This is a genomic window from Kitasatospora sp. NPDC048545 (assembly GCF_040651155.1).
In the GTDB taxonomy this organism is placed as follows: domain Bacteria; phylum Actinomycetota; class Actinomycetes; order Streptomycetales; family Streptomycetaceae; genus Kitasatospora.
This window is the reverse complement of sequence record NZ_JBEZIQ010000001.1, coordinates 364,612-380,506: the sequence shown is the minus strand read 5'-3', so window position 1 is coordinate 380,506 and position 15,895 is coordinate 364,612. Positions and strand designations below refer to the sequence as shown.

Below are 15,895 nucleotides of genomic sequence, written 5' to 3'. Positions count from 1 at the left end.
CTCGCACAAATTCGAAACCGCCCCCGGATCACCCTTACGAGTGAAGTGACCGGCTCTGCGTTGAGCAGCCGGTTTTCTCGAAACTAACTTCATTCCTGCGAACGGGAGTTGCCCCGGCAGTAGCCCCGAGTGGGCCGCCGGCGGCCGCACCCCCGCCGCCCTGTCGCCCCGTGCGGCGGGGCGGCGACGGGGACCCCGACGGAAACCGATCAGGCCGGGCCGTACGCCCGGGTGCCCGAGCAGTGGGCACCCGCGGCGGCGGCGGACACGAAGGGATGTGGTGGCGAATGGGGGCGGGCACATCGCTGCGTACGGCCGGGGACAGGGGATCGGTGGGGCGCGGACCGGACGATGCCGGTTCGTGGCCGCAGACGACGCGGGCGGCACTGGCCGGTGCCCGAGGCCGGGGAGGCGACGGCGACTGGGACGTCACCGTCGGCGGCTTCTGGTGCACGGCCAGGCCGTCCGCGTCCTCGCCGCTGCCCGAGCAGGGGTGGAAGCTCCACGTGAGCGCGGCGTCCCTGGTGGGCGAGGAGGTGCTCTCGGCCGTCGTCCGGGTGCTCGCCGAGGATCCGTGCAGCTTCAAGTTCGCCGCCGCCCAGGGGCGGCTGAGCGAGCTCAACTCCCGCAACAGCGACCGCGGTTCGGCAGGCAAGTTCATCACCGTCTATCCGGCGGACGACGCGCAGTTCCAGCGGCTGGCGGCCGAGCTCGACCGGGCCACCGCCGGGCTGCCGGGGCCGGTGGTGCTCTCCGACCGGCCCTACCGGCCCGGGAGCCGGGTGCACTACCGGTACGGCGCGTTCGCGCTGCCGGCGGAGCTGGGCAACGACGGGGCGTACCGGTCGGTGCTGCGCGGGCCCGGCGGGGAGCGGACCGAGGACGTGCGCGGCGGGTCGTACCGGGCTCCGGGGTGGGCGCGGGATCCGCTGCGCACCCGGGCCGCCGCGGCGCTACCCGCTCCGGGTTCGGGCTCGGCCCCGGGTTCGGGCTCGGGTTCGGGTTCGGCCAAGCGGAAGGGCGGCGTGCTGCTGGCCGGGCGCTACGCGGTGACCGCCGCCGTTCGGCACGGCGCCAAGGGCGGGGTGTTCCTCGGGCGGGACGCGACGAGCGGCGCCGAGGTCGTGGTCAAGCAGGCCCGGGCGCACATCGAGGTCGACCGTGCGGGCACCGACGCCCGCGACGCGCTGCGGCACGAGGCCGCGCTGCTCGACCGCCTGAGCGGGCAGGACCTGGCGCCGCGCGCCGTCGAACTGATCGAACAGGACGACTCCGTCTTCCTGGTGCAGGAACGCGTCGCCGGCCTGCCGCTCGGCAGCTGGGTCGCCGCCCGGCTGCGCCGCGACGGCAGCCCCGACGTCGACTGGACCGAGGCCGGGCCGGTCGCCCACGCCCTCCTCGACCTCGTCGAACGGGTGCACGCCCAGGGCCTGGTGCTGCGCGACCTCTCCCCCGGCAACGTCATGGTCCGCCCGGACGGCACCCTGCGGCTGGTCGACCTCGAACTCGCCGCCGAGGCCGGCCGGGTCGCCGGATCGGCCGGCACCCCCGGCTACCGCGCGCCCGAGCACGGGCCCGGCCGGCTCGCCCCCGCGAGCAGCTGCGTCGCGGACCCGGCCGTCGACCTGTATGCCCTCGGCGGTCTGCTCTTCCTCCTGGCCACCGGTCACGACCCGCTCCTGCCGGACGACCTCCCCCAGGCCCGCCCGGTCGCCGAACGCCTCGGCCGCTGGCTCGCTCTCGCGGCCCGCACCGGAGCGACCGCGCGCCGGCTGGCCCCGGCGGTCCTCGGGCTGCGGGCCGAGGAACCCGGGCAGCGGTGGGGAGTCGCCCGGGTGCGGCAGGCGCTGCACGCGGGATCGGTGGAGGCCGGTACGCCCGCCGTCACGGACCCGCCGCCGGGGCGCGGCCCCGCGCGACCCGCCGTCGTCGCACCCCTCTGGCACGCCGGCGCCCGGCCGGGCGGCGCCCACACGACCACCACTCCCGGGAGCGCCGCCACTGCGGCGCCGACCACCACCTCCGCCGCTCCGGACGTCCTCTTCCGGGCACCGGGCACCGGCTCCGCTTCGCCGGACACCGCCGCCGGTGCCCCGGCGCTCGACCCCGTCCTGCACGACCGTCTCCTGCACGACGGCCTGCGGCACCTCGCCGCCACGGCGACGCCTGAGCGACGGGACCGGCTGTGGCCCGTGGTGCCCGCGGGCGAGCGGACCGACCCCTGCAACGTGCAGCACGGCGCCGCCGGGGTGCTGGCCGTACTGGCGCGGGCGGTCGCGACCGAGGGACTGCCCGCCGGGGTGCGGGCGGAGGCCGCAGGGACGGCCCGGACCGCCGCGGGCTGGATCGAGCGGCGCGTCGCCGCCGAACCGGTGGTGCTGCCCGGGCTGCACTTCGGACGGTCGGGCACGGCCTGGGCCCTGCTGGACGCGGCCCGGGCGCTGGGCGACACCGCGCTCGCCGACCGCGCCGCCGCGCTCGCCCGCCGGATCGCCGTCGAATGGCCCAACCCCGATGTCTGCCACGGTGCAGCCGGCGCCGGATTCACCCGACTCCGATTCGCAGCAGATGACGTCGATGATCCGGACTTCCTCGACCGGGCCTCCCGCGGCGCCCGCGCCCTGCTCGCCGCGGCCCGCCGGACGCCGTACGGGACGGTCTGGCCGGTGCCCCGGGACTTCGACTCGGCGCTCGCCGGGATCACCCACCTCGGCTTCGCCCACGGCGTGGCCGGCGTGGGCGCCTTCCTCCTGGCCGCCGCCGGTGCGACCGGGGACCGGGCCCTGCTCGCCGGCGCCGCCGAAGCCGGGCGGACGCTCGCCGCGACCGTGCGGTGGGGCGACGGGCCCGGCGACCGCCCGGGCACCGGACGCGAGACCGCCTGGTGGCCGCAGGCCGCCGACGATCCGGAGCACGTGCGGCTCGCGCACTGGTGCAGCGGCTCCTCCGGCACGGGCAGCTTCCTGCTGCGGCTCTGGCGCTCCACCGGCGACACCGAAGCGCTCGGCCTGGCCCGCGCCGCCGGACGCGCCGTGCTGGCCGCCCGCTGGCACGGCGGAGCGAGCGCCTGCCACGGACTGGCCGGCGACGGCGAGTACCTGCTGGACCTCGCCGAGGCCACCGGCGAGCCGGGATTCCGCACCGGCGCCGAGCAGTTGGCCACCCTGCTGGCCGCCCGGGCGGCCCTGCGCGACGGCCTCCTGGTGCTCCCGGACGAGACCGGTACCGGCTGCGCCCCCGCGTACGGCACCGGCACGACGGGCCCGCTGGCCTTCCTGCTGCGGCTGCGCCACGGCGGACCCCGGCTCTGGCTGGACCCGGTGCCGCCGGGTGGGCGCCGGCTTCCTCCGGACGGGCACCGGCTCCCGCCCGACGGAAGCGGGGTGGGCGGAGCATGAACGTGGTCACCCGGACCGTGACGCAGGCCCTGCGCCGACTGAGCTTCACCTTCGCCGCCGACGGCAGCCACGCCGCGTGCCTGGCCTCGTCCGCGGACAGCGGCTGGTACGTGGAGAGTTGGCGGCTGCCGCAGGACGACGCCCCGGCCGCGCCGCTCGCGCTGCCGCTGTCCGGCAACCGCTCGGAGAGCCTGCGCTCGCAGTTGGTCGCGCTGCCGGACGGCTCGGCGCTGGTCTGCCGGCACGACGGCGAGCGGCACGACCTGGTCCGCCTCCACTACGGGGAAACCGCCACCGTGGAGCAGCCGCTGGCCTCCCTCCGGATGGCCGGGCTGCGGCTGCTGCCGCTCCCCGTGCCGGTCGGCGCCGGGCCCCGGACGCCGGTGGCGGTCGCCCTGGGCACCGACACCCGTCCGGCGACCACCGTCTGGCTGGTGCGGACGGACGGCAGCGAGCCCGAACGGGTCGCCGAGATCGCGGGGTTGCACGGCGGCGGCACCTGGCTGGACCACACCGGCGCGCTGCTCGCGCTGGACCGGGTGCACGCGGGCCTGGTCCGCAGCGTGGCGCTCGACCTGCGCAGCGGCACCACCACCCCGCTGCTGGAGATCGGCGAGCGCAGCAACGACCGGCTGGCGCTGTTCGACCCGGACAGCCGGTTCGCGATGGTGCGCAGCGACGCCCCCGGCGCGGACCGGCTCGGCTGGGGCGTCCTCGGCGGCGGCGAGCCGCTGCGGTTCCCGGAGTGCCTGCACGTCGCGGGCATGTTCCTGCGGCCGGTCGCGCTGCGGCAGGGGGCCGACGGCCCCCGGGTCGTGGTGCAGATCGACCACGGCGCCGGGTCCGCCCTCGCGCTGTGGCGGCCGTCCACCGGTCGGCTGGACCCATTGCCGGTGCCCCCCGGACGGCTCGGCGCAGTCGGGCACTGGGACGCGGCGGGGCTACGGCTGCCCTACTCCTCGCCCGACCACCCAGCAGCGCTGGCCACCCTGGACGTGGACGCGCTGCTGGCGCACGGTCCGGTCCCGGCCCCCACCGGCCCGATGCCGCTGCCGTTGCAACTCGCGCCGCTGACCTCGGGACTGCCCGGCCCGTGGTGGGACACCGTCCTGCCCTGGCAGCCGGGCGAGGTGCCGGCCGTCCGGACCCCACCGCCCGGCTGGCGGCTGGACGGCAGCACCCCGCCCGGCGAGGGCGGCCGCTGGCAGCCCGCACAGAGCCTCGAACTGGCGGGCCCGGCAGGCCCGTTGGAGGCCGTGGTGTACGGCGGCGACGCCTGGCTGAGCAGCCCGCACCTGGTGCTGGCGCTGCACGGCGGGCCGGCCGACGCCTGGCGGCTGGAGTTCGACCCGGCACTGCAGCGGATGGCCGCCGAGGGCCTGGCGGTGGTCGCGCCCAACCAGCGCGGTTCCACGGGCTACGGCGTGGCGCACGCGCTGGCCATCCGGGGCAACTGGGGCGGGCCCGACCTGGACGACGTGCTGTACCTGCTGGAGGGCATCGCCGGTCAGCGCGCGGCGCTCGGCCTGGAGCCGCCCGCACTGTTCGGGGTCAGCTACGGCGCGTTCCTGGCACTGCTGGCGGCCGCGCACGCACCGGCCGAGCAGGTCGCCCGCTGCGCGGTGGTCGCCCCGTTCCTGTCCGGCGCCCGGCTGCTGGCCGAAGCGGCGCCCCCCGTACGGGCGTTGACCACCCGCCTGGGCGGCGGCGAGCCGATCGCGGACGCCCGCGGCCCGCGCGACGTGCTGCAGCTGGCGCACCGGCTGAGCGCACCGCTGCTGGTGGTGCACGGCAACCGGGACGAGGTCGTGCCGGTCAGCCAGTCCCGTTCGCTGCGGCACGAGTTGCTGCGGATCGGACGGATCGAGGGCGAGGACTTCCGGTACGTCGAGGCGGCCGGGTCCGGGCACGAGGTGCTCGCCGAGGAGGGCGCCGCCGTGCTGCACGAGCTGCTGGCCGCGTTCCTGCGGACCGGCCGGCCGGGCTGAGCACCCCGCCAGGACCCACGACCCCACAGACCCACACCCACAGACTCCCGGGCCCGCCGAGGCCCGGGGCACGACCCCGACGCGGTGGATGGAGGCCGACCGGGGTGCGATACCCGACGCCCGCGCGCAGATCGCGGTGGGCGCAACCTCAAGGGGAGGAACCGACCATGGAGAACACGGTGGACTTCGAGACCGATCTCGCGGCGCTGCAGGACCTGCCGGAGACCGAGTCCGTCGAGCTGACCGGCCACGGCAACGGCTGCCAGTACACCTGCCTGATCCTGACCTGTCTGCTCTTCACCGTCAGCTGAGCCACCGGCTCGGCCGACCGCTGATCCGACGGTGGTCACCGGGTGCCGTCCCCGCCTGTCCGGACAGGCGGGGACGGCACCCGCCGTCTTCCCGCTCGCAGGCCTTCTCCGGACGCGCCCGTCCTCTCCTTACTCACCCGTCTCCCCGCCGGGGAGCACGTGGCGGTGGTCGGGCCGAGCGGGGCGGGGAAGTCGACCCTGGCGGTGCTGCCGGCCGGGGTGGTGGCGCCGACGCGGGGTGGTGGCGGTCGGCGGGGTGCGACCGGTGCCGGGCCGGCTGGTGGCCCTGGTGCCGCAGGAGGCGTACGTCTTCCCCGGCTCGGTGCGGGAGAACCTGGCCCGGCCCGCCCCGGGCGTCGCGGACGAGCGGCTCGCCGCGGCGGTGGCGCTGCTGGGCGCGGAGGAGCTGGTGGCACGCCTGGGCGGGCCGGCCGCCGCGCTCCGCGATCCGGGTGAGCTCTCCGCCGGTGAGCGTCAGTTGCCGGCGCTGGTGCGGACGTACCTGTCCCCCGCGCCGGTCGTGGTGCTGGACGAGGCGACCTGCCACCTGGACCCGGGGGCCGAGGAGCGGGTCGAGCGGGCCTTCGCGGCCCGCCCGGGGACGCTGGTGGTCGTGGCGCACCGGATCAGTTCCGCGCTGCGGGCGGACCGGGTGCTGCTGCCGGACGGCGGCCGGGGGTGCCGGCCCGGCACGGCGACCCGCAGGTGCTGTCCCCGTTCCACCGCGAGCCGGTCGGCCACTGGCTCGGTTCCGGGCCCCGGACCAGCGCGGGGACGGCGTCGTGATCTCGATAGGATCTCGTCCGTTCCGGCCGTTATGGTGGCCGGGGCACGGGCCGCGATCACCGGCTGGGGCGCGTACCGAGCGCCCGATCGGGGACTCGACCGTGCGCCACCGGCGCCGGCCGGGCGCCGATGACCAGCACCCTCCGCACGGAAAAGACGATTTCTCATGTCCGACACCCTCACCGACACCACCGGACCCGCGATCGGGACCGACGCCGACGAGAGGACGGCCAAGGACGCCGCGCACGGCCGCCACCGCGGCCGGTCCGCCTCCGACGACAGCCCGGAGTACGACCCGCACGGCCGCCACCGCGCGGCCGTGGCGCAGGGCTGAACCCACCCCCACAGCACGGGGCCCGTCGGGAGAGCAACGCTCCCCCGACGGGCCCCGGTCCGTTCCGACCCCGGTCGGCACGCCGCTCGGCGCCCCGACCCGTCCGGGCGCGCCGGTCCGGACGTCAGTCCATCGTCACGACGGTCCGCAGCGCCTCGCCGCTGCGCATCTGCGCGATCGCCTCGTTGACGTCCGCCAGGCCGACCCGGTGGGTGATCATGCCTTCGAGGTCGATCCGACCGGCCCTCCAGAGGTCCACGACCAGCGCCACGGTGCGCCCGACCGTCGCCCCGCCGTAGAGCGAGGGGAGCAGACGCTTCTCGTTGAAGAACAGCTCGCCCATGGTGAACTGCGCGAGGTCGTCCTGGGCGCCCGCGCCGATGACGACCACCGCGCCGCCGCGCCGGGCGGCGTCGTACCCGGCCCGGACGGTGGCCGCGCGGCCGACGGCCTCGAAGACGTAGTCGAAGCCGCCGCCGGGCAGCTTCTTGGCCACCGCCTTCAGGTCCTCGGGGGCGATCGCCTCGGTGGCGCCGAAGGCGAGGGCGCGCTCGCGGCGGGAGGCGACCGGGTCGACGACGGTGATCCGGCCGGCGCCGCAGACCCGGGCGCCCTGGACGGTGGCCACGCCGACGCCGCCCGCCCCGATCACCGCGACGGACGCCCCGGGCTCGACCCGGGCGGTGTTCACCGCCGCCCCTATGCCGGTGGTCACCCCGCAGCCGATCAGTGCGGCGACCTCGTAGGGCAGGTCCGCGGGCACCTTGACGAGGGCGTTGGCGGAGACCACGACCTCGTCCGCGAAGGCGCCGGTGCCGTAGAAGCCGGAGGCGATCAGGCCGCCCTCCTCGATCCGGAACCCGGGGGCTCCGAGCCGGCGCAGGCTGGCGACGCAGAGGTGGCCGCGGTCCCGCTCGCAGTGGTCGCACCGGCCGCAGGGGGCCATCCAGCAGAGCAGCACGCGGTCGCCGACGCGGAAGCCGCTCACACCCTCGCCGACCTCCACGACGTCACCGGCGCCCTCGTGCCCGGGGACGAACGGCGCGGGCTGCGGCAGGACGCCGCTCATCGCGGAGAGGTCGGAGTGGCACAGGCTGGCGGCGCGCATCCGGACCCGGACGCTGCCTCTTCTGAAGCCGACCGCGGTCACGTCCTCGCGGACGTCGAGGGTGTCCTGGCCGGTCTTGTGCAGGACGGCTGCGCGCATGGGGCTGCTCCCTGTGTGCATCGGGTGACGCGGAGTGGATCCGAGGACGGGGCGATTCTGACATGGCCTCCGCAATATCAGTAGAACGGGTTTCAAAAGGGTGGGTAAAGCCCGAAAGCCCCGACCGCCCGATTGCGGCCGGCGCCCCGGGGCCCGCCCGCGCCACCACCACTACCGTCCAGTAGGGTCCGACCACGTCCGTCCACGTCCCGACCCGAGGAGCATCGCATGTCCGACCTGCTGCAGAGCGCCCGCCCGGCGCCCGAGGTGCTGGCGGCGTTCGAGGCGGCCACCGGGTTCATGCCGGTCGACGAGGGTCTCGCGCTGTACGGGGCGGTCGTGGCGGCCGCCCGCGAAACCGGCCTGCCCGTTCTGGAGATCGGCACCTACTGCGGCCGCTCGGCGATCCTGCTGGCCGCGGCGGCCCGGGAGGCCGGGACGGTCGCGCTGACCGTGGACCACCACCGCGGCTCGGAGGAGCAGCAGCCCGGCTGGGAGTACCACGACCCGGACCTGGTCGACCCCGAGGTCGGGCTGATGGACACCCTGCCCCGGTTCCGCCGCGCCCTGCACGCCGCCGGGCTGGAGGAGCACGTGGTGGCGCTGGTCGGCCGCTCGCCGCGGATCGCCGCCCTCTGGGGGCGCCCGCTGGGCCTGGTCTTCATCGACGGCGGCCACACCGACGAGCACGCGACCGGCGACTACGAGGGCTGGGTGCCGCACCTGGCGCCGGAAGGCCTGCTGGTGGTGCACGACGTCTTCCCGAACCCGGCGGACGGCGGCCAGGCCCCGTACCGGGTGTACCTGCGGGCGCTCGCCGAGGGCTTCGAGGAGGTCTCGGTGACCGGCTCCCTGCGCGTCCTGCGCCGCTGCGCCCGCTGACCCCGGGCACCCCCCGACCGGGCGGATCCCCCGAGCCGCCCCACGGCCCCGCACCGATGCTCTAACGTCGTGCCGGGGGTGTCGGGCGGGGGGTCGAACGGTACGGTGGCCGCGCAGCACCAGGCAGAGCATCGGCGGACGGTGGGGGCCAGCAGCGACATGACGGACCAGCAGAACACCGCCCCGGCGGTCTGGGACCCCACGGCGCGCGGCGGGGCCGGCGGCTGGGTGCGCGGCCCGCAGCCCCCGGCCGGCTCCGAGCCCGCCGCGCGGGCCCCCGCGCCGGTCGCCCCGCAGTCGCCCGCGGGCCCGCAGACCCCCGTCGACCCCCGTCTCGGCATGGTCACCCCACCGCCCGCCCCCGGCGCCGTCGGCGACCAGGGACCACCGCTGGGCGCCCGCCCGTACCTGGCCGAGGCACCCGGCTACGACCCGCCGACGGCCCCGATCCCCCGCACCACCGCACCGCCGCAGCCCCCGGCCGCCCCTCCCGCGGCCTCGCCGTTCCCCTCCCACGCGACGGCGCTGCACCAGGCCCCGCAGCACCAGCCGCCGGGGGGCTACGGCTACCCCCAGCCCCCCGGAACCCCGCCGCAGCCCCCGTACGGCGCCCAGCCCCCGTACCCGGCCGCCGACCACCGGGCCGGCCACGAGGACGACGAGGACCGCCCGGCCAACCGCAGGGCCCCGCTGCTGATCGGCTTCGCCCTGCTCCTGGTGCTGGCGATCGGCGGCGGCCTGCTGTTCGCCGCCAGGGGCGGCGACAAGGACGGCCGGGCCGCACCGGCCCCGGCCGCCAGCGGCGCCGGCAATCCGCAGCCCGCCCCGACGCCCACCGGGACGGACGCCGCACCGGGCGGCGCCGCGAGCGCCGCGGCCTCGCCCACCACCGCGCCCTCGCCGACCGCGACCGGTGCCGGGCCCGGCGCCCAGGCGCAGGCCCAGGCGCTGGACGGCCTGCTCGGCGAGGGGGAGAACGCCAAGGCCCCGATCGGCAGCGCCGTCGCCAAGGTGAGCAGCTGCCCGTCGAAGGCCGACATCGAGAGCGCGGCCCAGGTCTTCGACACCGGCGCCACCCAGCGCGCCACCCTGCTGACCAAGCTCGCCCAGCTCAGCGTCACGGACGTGCCGGGCGGCCAGGAAGCGCTGAACTCACTGAAATCCGCCTGGCAGTTGTCCGCCGACATCGACAAGGCGTACGCGAGCTGGGCGCGCGCCGTCGCCGCCCAGGGCTGCTCCGGCAGGGCCCCGACCACCCAGGACAAGAAGCACGCGGACGAGCTCAACCCGCAGGCGACCCAGGCGAAGACCGACTTCATGACCAAGTGGAACCCGATCGCCAACACCTACGGCCTCACCCCGCGGACCCAGGACAGGATCTGACCCACTCGTGACCGGCACCGCCCCCCGACCGCCCCGCCGTTCCACCCTGCTGCGCGTCACCACCGTGGTGGCCGCGGCCGTTCCGCTCTGCACGGCGGGCTGGTTCGGCTGGCAGGCCCTCGACCACCCCGACCCGGCGGGCGCCACCGCCGCCTCCGCCCCGCCCACGACGGCGGCCTCCCCCGGCGGAACCGGCACGGACGGCGCGACCGGCACCGCCGACCCCGCCGCTGCGCCCCTCACGCCCCCCGTCGCGCCGCCGCCGAGCTCCGAGGCACCGGCGCCCGAGCCGCCCGCCGGGACGCCCCCGCAGGCCCCGACCCCGACGCCCGCCGCGGCGGGCGGCCTCGCGGGCCGCACCGTCGTCCTCGACCCCGGCCACAATCCCGGCAACGTCGCGCACACCGCCGAGATCAACCGTCAGGTGGACATCGGCAACGCCCGCAAGGAGTGCGACACCACCGGGACCGAGACCAACGCCGGCTACAGCGAGGCCGAGTACACCCTGGACGTCTCCCGCCGGGCCCGCGCCATCCTGACCGCCCGGGGCGCCAAGGTCGTGCTGGTACAGGACGGCGACCGCCCCTGGGGCCCGTGCATCGACGAGCGCGCCCGGGCCGGCGCCGACGCGCACGCCGACGCCGCGGTCTCGGTGCACGGGGACGGCGGCCCGGCGAGCGGCAGCGGCTTCCACGTGATCATGCCCGCCAGGGTGACGGCCGGGAAGGCGGACACCTCGGCGATCGTCGAACCCTCGCACCGGCTCGGCCTGCTGCTGCGCGACCGCTTCCACACCGCGACCGGCGAGCCGTACGCCGACTACATCGCGGAGCAGGGCCTGGACACCCGCTCCGACCTGGGCGGCCTCAACCTGTCGACCGTCCCCAAGGTGTTCATCGAGTGCGGTAACATGCGCAACTCGACGGACGCGAAGCGGATGACGGACCCTCAGTGGCGCCAGCAGGCGGCCCAGGGGATCGCCGACGCGCTCACCGCGTTCCTGACGACTCAATGAGAAGACTCGAAGACCCAGTACGGAAGTTGAGCCGCACACCCGGCCGGGCGGCACTACCGCTCGGCCCGCCTGGTTTGCAACGACTTCGCCCCGTTCCCGGTCCCGCCGTGCACCGGCAGGACGGTTGGGCCTAGGCTTCTGGTCCGTTCGGGAGTTTCGGCCGGTCAGCCCGACCGCACGAACCACCGTCCAAGACACGTCAACGAGGGGAACGTTAGTGAATCTGCGCGCTCTCACCAGGGGAGACGCCGCCGTCGCAGGCGCGGCCGTCCTGCTCTTCATCGCCTCCTTCCTGCCCTACTGGACCGTGAACTGCTCCGGCAAGTACTGCGGTCCGGACGCTTCGCAGAACGCGTGGAGCACCGAGCTGTTCCCCATCCTGCCCTCGATCTACCTGCTGGGCATCGCCGCGGCGGTGCTGATCCTGGTGCAGCGCTTCCAGGGCCAGGGGGCCGCCAACCGCCAGGTGCTCGGCCTGCGACTGGACCAGTGGGGCATCGCCTTCGCCGTCGCGGCGCTCTGGACCTCGATCTGGTCGCTCGGCGGCGGCCCGTCCGGCGGCAGCATCAGCCACGGCTTCGGCGCCTGGCTCGGCTTCATCGCGCTGATCGTGCTCGCCGGTGCGGCGGCCGCCGGTCCGCTGCTGCCGGCGCTGAAGGCCCCGCTGGTCTCCGACAGCCCGGCCGTCCCGTACCAGGGCGGCTACCCCGTCCCGGGTCAGCCCGGTCACCCGGGTGCGCCCGGCCAGTACGGCTACCCGGCGCAGGGCCACGACCCGGCGTTCGGCGCCCAGGCCGGCTACGGCTACCCGGCCGCCGGCCAGCCGCAGCCCGGCCAGCCGGCCCAGCCGCAGGACGCCGGTGTCCCGGCCCCGCAGCCGAGCCCGGTCGCGCAGCAGGCCGCCCCGGCGGCGGACTTCCAGCCGTTCTGGTTCGCCGTCCCGGCGCCGCGTCAGCTCGCGCCGAAGGACAACCCGGCCGGCGCGCCGATCGGCGAGGTCGTGCCCGGTACCTGGTACCTGGCCGTCGAGCAGCGCGGCGCCGCGCTGGTCGCGCAGCTCGCGGACGGCACCCAGGGCGTGCTGACCGACACCACGGGCCTCCAGCGCGGCTGACGTCCCCGGACGCACGAGGAAGGGGCGGGACCGGTTCTCCGGTCCCGCCCCTTCCTCGTGCCCGTGCTCAGCGGCCGGACGTGCTCAGCAGCAGTCCTGGACCACCAGTCCGGCGGGCAGCTGGTCCCCGCCGAAGACCGCGACCGTGGCCGGGTCCCCGCCGAGCGCGGCCACCGCGAGCAGCAGCGCCCCGGCCGTCCAGGTGGTGCGCTCCTCCGGCCAGATCGCGTCGTCCTCGAACACGTAGCCGGTCCAGTACGAGCCGTCCTCGTGCCGCAGGTGCCGCTGGATCCAGCGCAGGATGTCCACCGCGCGGTCGGACTGCCCGATCGCCCAGAGCGCGAGCGCCAGCTCGGCGCTCTCGCCGCCGGTCACCCACGGGCGGTCGCTGACGCAGCGCACGCCGAGGCCGGGGACGACGAAGCGCTCCCAGTCCCGCTCGATCCGGGCCAACGCCGCCTCGCCGCGCAGGCCGGTGCCGAGGACCGGGTAGTACCAGTCCATCGAGTAGCGGTCCTTGTCCAGGAACCGCTCCGGGTGGTGGGCGATGGCGTGCCGCAGCCGCCCGGCCGCGAGCTCCCAGTCGGGCTGGGGCTCCTCCAGGTAGTCGGCGATGGCCAGCCCGCAGCGCAGCGCGTGCAGGATGCTGGACGAGCCGGTGAGCAGCCCCTCCTCGGTGGCCGTGCCGTCCTCGCCGACCCGCCAGGCGATCGGGCCGCCGGGCAGCCGCAGCGCGACGATGAAGTCCAGGGCGCGCCGGACGACCGGCCAGATCCACTCCAGGAACGCGTCGTCGCCGGTGCTCAGGTGGTGGTGCCAGACCCCGACCGCCACGTAGGCGCAGAAGTTGCTCTCCTTGGCGCGGTCGGTGACCACGCCGTCGGTGTAGGCGGCATACCAGGAGCCGTCCGGGTTCTGGGTGCCGGCGAGCCAGCGGTAGGCGGCCTCGGCGGCGGCGTGCTCGCCGGCCGTGTCGAGGGCCATCGCGGCCTCGGTGTGGTCCCAGGGGTCCAGGTGGTGGCCGGCGAACCACGGTATGGCGCCGTCGGGGCGCTGCTCGGCCAGGATGCTGCGCACGGTGTCGGCGGCCTGCTCGGCGTCGAGGACCCCGTCCAGGAGCAGCACCTCGGGGACGGCGGCGGTCACGCCACGCCGCCCGGGGCGCGGTTCGGCTTGGAGGCGTAGGCCACGAAGCTCTTGCCGATGACCGGGTTGAGCGCGCGCTCGGCGGCCTTGGTGAGGGTGCTGATCACCGGGGTGCCGACGATGTCCCAGACCAGCAGCTGGTGGTAGGCCTTGACCGGCAGCGCCTTGTCGTTGTCCACGCCGACCGCGCACTTGATCCACCAGTACGGCGAGTGCAGCGCGTGCGCGTGGTGGGTGCCGTACGGCTCCAGGCCGGCGTCCTTGAGCTTGCCGAGCAGTTCGTCGCCCCGGTAGATCCGGATGTGGCCGCCCTCGACCTCGTGGTACTCGTCGGACAGCGCCCAGCAGATCTTCTCGGGCAGCCAGCGCGGCACGGTGACGGCGAGCAGGCCGCCCGGCTTGAGGACGCGGAACATCTCGTTGAGCACGCCCTTGTCGTCGGGGATGTGCTCCATCACCTCGGAGATGATGATCTTGTCGAAGTACTCGTCCTCGAAGGGCAGCGCCAGCGCGTTGCCCTCCATCGCGACCGCCGACGCGCCCTCGGGGGCCTCACCGGCCTGCTCCATCGCCGCGAACCACTTCCTGACCTCGGCGATCTCCTCGGTGTTCTGGTCGAGGGCGATCACGTTGGCGCCGCGGCGGTAGCACTCGAACGCGTGCCGGCCCCCGCCGCAGCCCAGGTCGAGCACCCGGTCGCCGGGGGCGAGCGGGAAGCGCGAGAAATCGACGGTCAGCACTGCAGGACTCCCATTCCTATTGCTACCAAGCGCCCTTGACGCTTCGTCACGCTTCGTTGGGCGGCGCGCGCCCCGGGCGGCGGATCCGCGCCGGGGGCGCGTCCGGCCCGGGCAGGCTAGGCCACGTACCGCCAGCCGGGCCCGGAGCGGGCCCGGGCGCCGGCGCCGGTGGCGATCGCCGCACGGTAGGCCTCGGCGGTCAGCTCGGCGGCCCGCTCCCAGGTGAACCGGGCCAGCACCCGCTCCCGGCCGGCCGCGCCGAGACCCGCGCGCAGCTCCGGGTCGTCCAGCAGCCGGCCGAGCGCCGCGGCCAGCGCGTCCGCCTCGCCCGGCGGCACGGCCAGGCAGGTCTCCCCGTCCGGTCCGGCGACCTCGGGGATCGCCCCGCCGGTGGTGGCCACCAGCGGGGTGCCGGTGGCCATCGCCTCGGCGGCGGGCAGCGAGAAGCCCTCGTACAGCGACGGGACGCAGGCCACCTCTGCCGAGCGGTACAGGTCGACCAGTTCCCCGTCGGTCAGGCCGCTGCGGAACTCGATGTGCTCCGCCAGTCCGAAGCGGCGCACCGCCTCGGCCACCGGCCCGTCGTCCTTCTGCGGCTTGCCGACCACCACCAGGTGGGCGTCCCGCTCGGTGCGGACCTTCGCGAGCGCCTCGACCAGGAAGACCAGGCCCTTCAGCGGGACGTCCGCGCTGGAGGTGGTGACGATCCGGCCGGGCACCCGCCCGACCGCGTCCGAGGGCGACCACAGACGGGTGTCGGCGCCGATCGGCACCACCGAGATCGCGCCGGGCGCGGCGCCCAGGTGCTCGGCGATCTCGCGCTGCGAGCTGCCGGAGACGGTGATCACGTGGTCCAGCCGGGCAGCGACCCGGCGCTGCATCCGGGTGAAGGCGTACCAGCGGCGCAGCGACAGCCGCTTGAGCCGGGTGGGGGCCGCGTCCAGCTCCAGCTGCCGGTCCACGGTGATCGGGTGGTGGATCGTGGTGACCAGCGGGAAGCCGTGCCGGGCCAGGCCGAGCAGGCCGTAGCCGAGGGTCTGGTTGTCGTGCACCACGTCGTAGCGGCCCTTGTGCCGGGCCAGGTACCGGCGGGCGCGCAGCGAGAAGGTGAGCGGCTCGGGGAAGCCGCCGGTGCGCATGGTGGCGAACTCCAGCACGTCCACCGGGTCGCGGAACTCGCCGCGGTCGGGGGTGCGGAACGGGTCGTCGGCGCGGTAGAGGTCCAGGCTGGGCAGCTCCACCAGGCGCACCGAACCGGGGCCCTCGACGTCGTCCAGCACCGGGTAGGGCTGGGCCCCGATCACGTCCACGTGGTGGCCGAGCCTGGCCAGCTCACGGGAGAGGTGCCGTACGTACACGCCCTGACCGCCGCAGAAGGGGTCCCCGCGGTACGACAGCAGGGCAATCCGCAGCGGCTGCGCGGTCATCGTGGGCCCTCATCTCTAGCTGCTATCTGTGCTGCCGGTCGCTAAAGTAGATCAGGTTTCAGTGGCTGGGGAACTCGCCGTCGACCACGTGAACAATGAGAGACCTCGAAGATACCGGCCCGTAGCTTTCCCTCAGGAGCCAGGGCTGGTGATTCCCGCCACGC

At 75.8% G+C, this 15,895-nt stretch carries 12 protein-coding genes and 1 pseudogene; 9 read left to right on the top strand and 4 right to left on the bottom strand.

What is annotated here, in order from left to right; genetic code table 11:
• The first annotated feature begins 275 nt into the window (after positions 1 to 275).
• The 5 genes and pseudogenes from lanL to AB0D10_RS01900 all read left to right on the top strand — a co-directional run bounded on the left by lanL (position 276) and on the right by AB0D10_RS01900 (position 6,817).
• Positions 276 to 3,398, top strand: a complete 3,123-nt coding sequence (gene lanL / locus AB0D10_RS01920; protein WP_360249575.1) for a class IV lanthionine synthetase LanL — start codon at positions 276 to 278, stop codon at positions 3,396 to 3,398.
• Positions 3,395 to 5,386: an alpha/beta fold hydrolase gene (locus AB0D10_RS01915; protein WP_360249572.1), complete on the top strand. Its 1,992-nt coding sequence runs from the start codon at positions 3,395 to 3,397 to the stop codon at positions 5,384 to 5,386. The genes lanL and AB0D10_RS01915 overlap by 4 nt, the downstream gene beginning before the upstream one ends.
• A 167-nt stretch (positions 5,387 to 5,553) precedes the next feature.
• Positions 5,554 to 5,697 carry a VenA family class IV lanthipeptide gene (locus AB0D10_RS01910; RefSeq protein WP_158835523.1) on the top strand — a complete coding sequence of 48 codons (144 nt, stop codon included), beginning with the start codon at positions 5,554 to 5,556 and terminating at the stop codon, positions 5,695 to 5,697.
• A gap of 117 nt (positions 5,698 to 5,814) precedes the next feature.
• A pseudogene (locus AB0D10_RS01905) lies at positions 5,815 to 6,483 on the top strand (ABC transporter ATP-binding protein); the annotation flags it as partial.
• A gap of 166 nt (positions 6,484 to 6,649) precedes the next feature.
• Positions 6,650 to 6,817, top strand: coding sequence for a hypothetical protein (locus AB0D10_RS01900; RefSeq protein ID WP_360249569.1), 168 nt, complete (start codon positions 6,650 to 6,652; stop codon positions 6,815 to 6,817).
• A 124-nt stretch (positions 6,818 to 6,941) separates the two neighbouring features.
• Here AB0D10_RS01900 and AB0D10_RS01895 read toward each other — a convergent pair whose 3' ends face one another.
• Complete coding sequence (locus tag AB0D10_RS01895; RefSeq protein WP_360249566.1) at positions 6,942 to 8,024, bottom strand: alcohol dehydrogenase catalytic domain-containing protein; 1,083 nt, start codon at positions 8,022 to 8,024, stop codon at positions 6,942 to 6,944.
• A gap of 228 nt (positions 8,025 to 8,252) precedes the next feature.
• On the opposite strand from AB0D10_RS01895, the gene AB0D10_RS01890 reads away from it, so the two are divergent.
• The 4 genes from AB0D10_RS01890 (at position 8,253) to AB0D10_RS01875 (ending at position 12,418) form a co-directional block, all read left to right on the top strand.
• Positions 8,253 to 8,906 carry a class I SAM-dependent methyltransferase gene (locus AB0D10_RS01890; RefSeq protein WP_360249563.1) on the top strand — a complete coding sequence of 218 codons (654 nt, stop codon included), beginning with the start codon at positions 8,253 to 8,255 and terminating at the stop codon, positions 8,904 to 8,906.
• Positions 8,907 to 9,065: 159 nt separating this feature from the next.
• Complete coding sequence (locus AB0D10_RS01885) at positions 9,066 to 10,289, top strand: hypothetical protein (RefSeq protein ID WP_360249560.1); 1,224 nt, start codon at positions 9,066 to 9,068, stop codon at positions 10,287 to 10,289.
• 7 nt (positions 10,290 to 10,296) lie between these two features.
• Entirely contained in the window at positions 10,297 to 11,304 is a 1,008-nt protein-coding gene (locus AB0D10_RS01880) for an N-acetylmuramoyl-L-alanine amidase (RefSeq protein WP_360249557.1), read from the top strand.
• A 217-nt stretch (positions 11,305 to 11,521) separates the two neighbouring features.
• The gene (locus AB0D10_RS01875) at positions 11,522 to 12,418 is read left to right on the top strand and encodes a hypothetical protein (protein WP_360249554.1); all 897 of its coding nucleotides are present in this window, start codon (positions 11,522 to 11,524) and stop codon (positions 12,416 to 12,418) included.
• A gap of 84 nt (positions 12,419 to 12,502) precedes the next feature.
• Here the strand turns inward: AB0D10_RS01875 and AB0D10_RS01870 are convergent, their stop codons facing one another.
• The 3 genes from AB0D10_RS01870 to AB0D10_RS01860 form a co-directional block, all read right to left on the bottom strand.
• Positions 12,503 to 13,564 carry a prenyltransferase gene (locus tag AB0D10_RS01870; protein WP_360249551.1) on the bottom strand — a complete coding sequence of 354 codons (1,062 nt, stop codon included), beginning with the start codon at positions 13,562 to 13,564 and terminating at the stop codon, positions 12,503 to 12,505.
• Positions 13,561 to 14,304 carry a class I SAM-dependent methyltransferase gene (locus AB0D10_RS01865; RefSeq protein WP_360249548.1) on the bottom strand — a complete coding sequence of 248 codons (744 nt, stop codon included), beginning with the start codon at positions 14,302 to 14,304 and terminating at the stop codon, positions 13,561 to 13,563. Before AB0D10_RS01865 ends, AB0D10_RS01870 begins: the two co-directional genes overlap by 4 nt.
• Positions 14,305 to 14,420: 116 nt before the next feature.
• The gene (locus AB0D10_RS01860) at positions 14,421 to 15,731 is read right to left on the bottom strand and encodes a glycosyltransferase family 4 protein (protein ID WP_360249545.1); all 1,311 of its coding nucleotides are present in this window, start codon (positions 15,729 to 15,731) and stop codon (positions 14,421 to 14,423) included.
• Positions 15,732 to 15,895 lie beyond the last annotated feature (164 nt).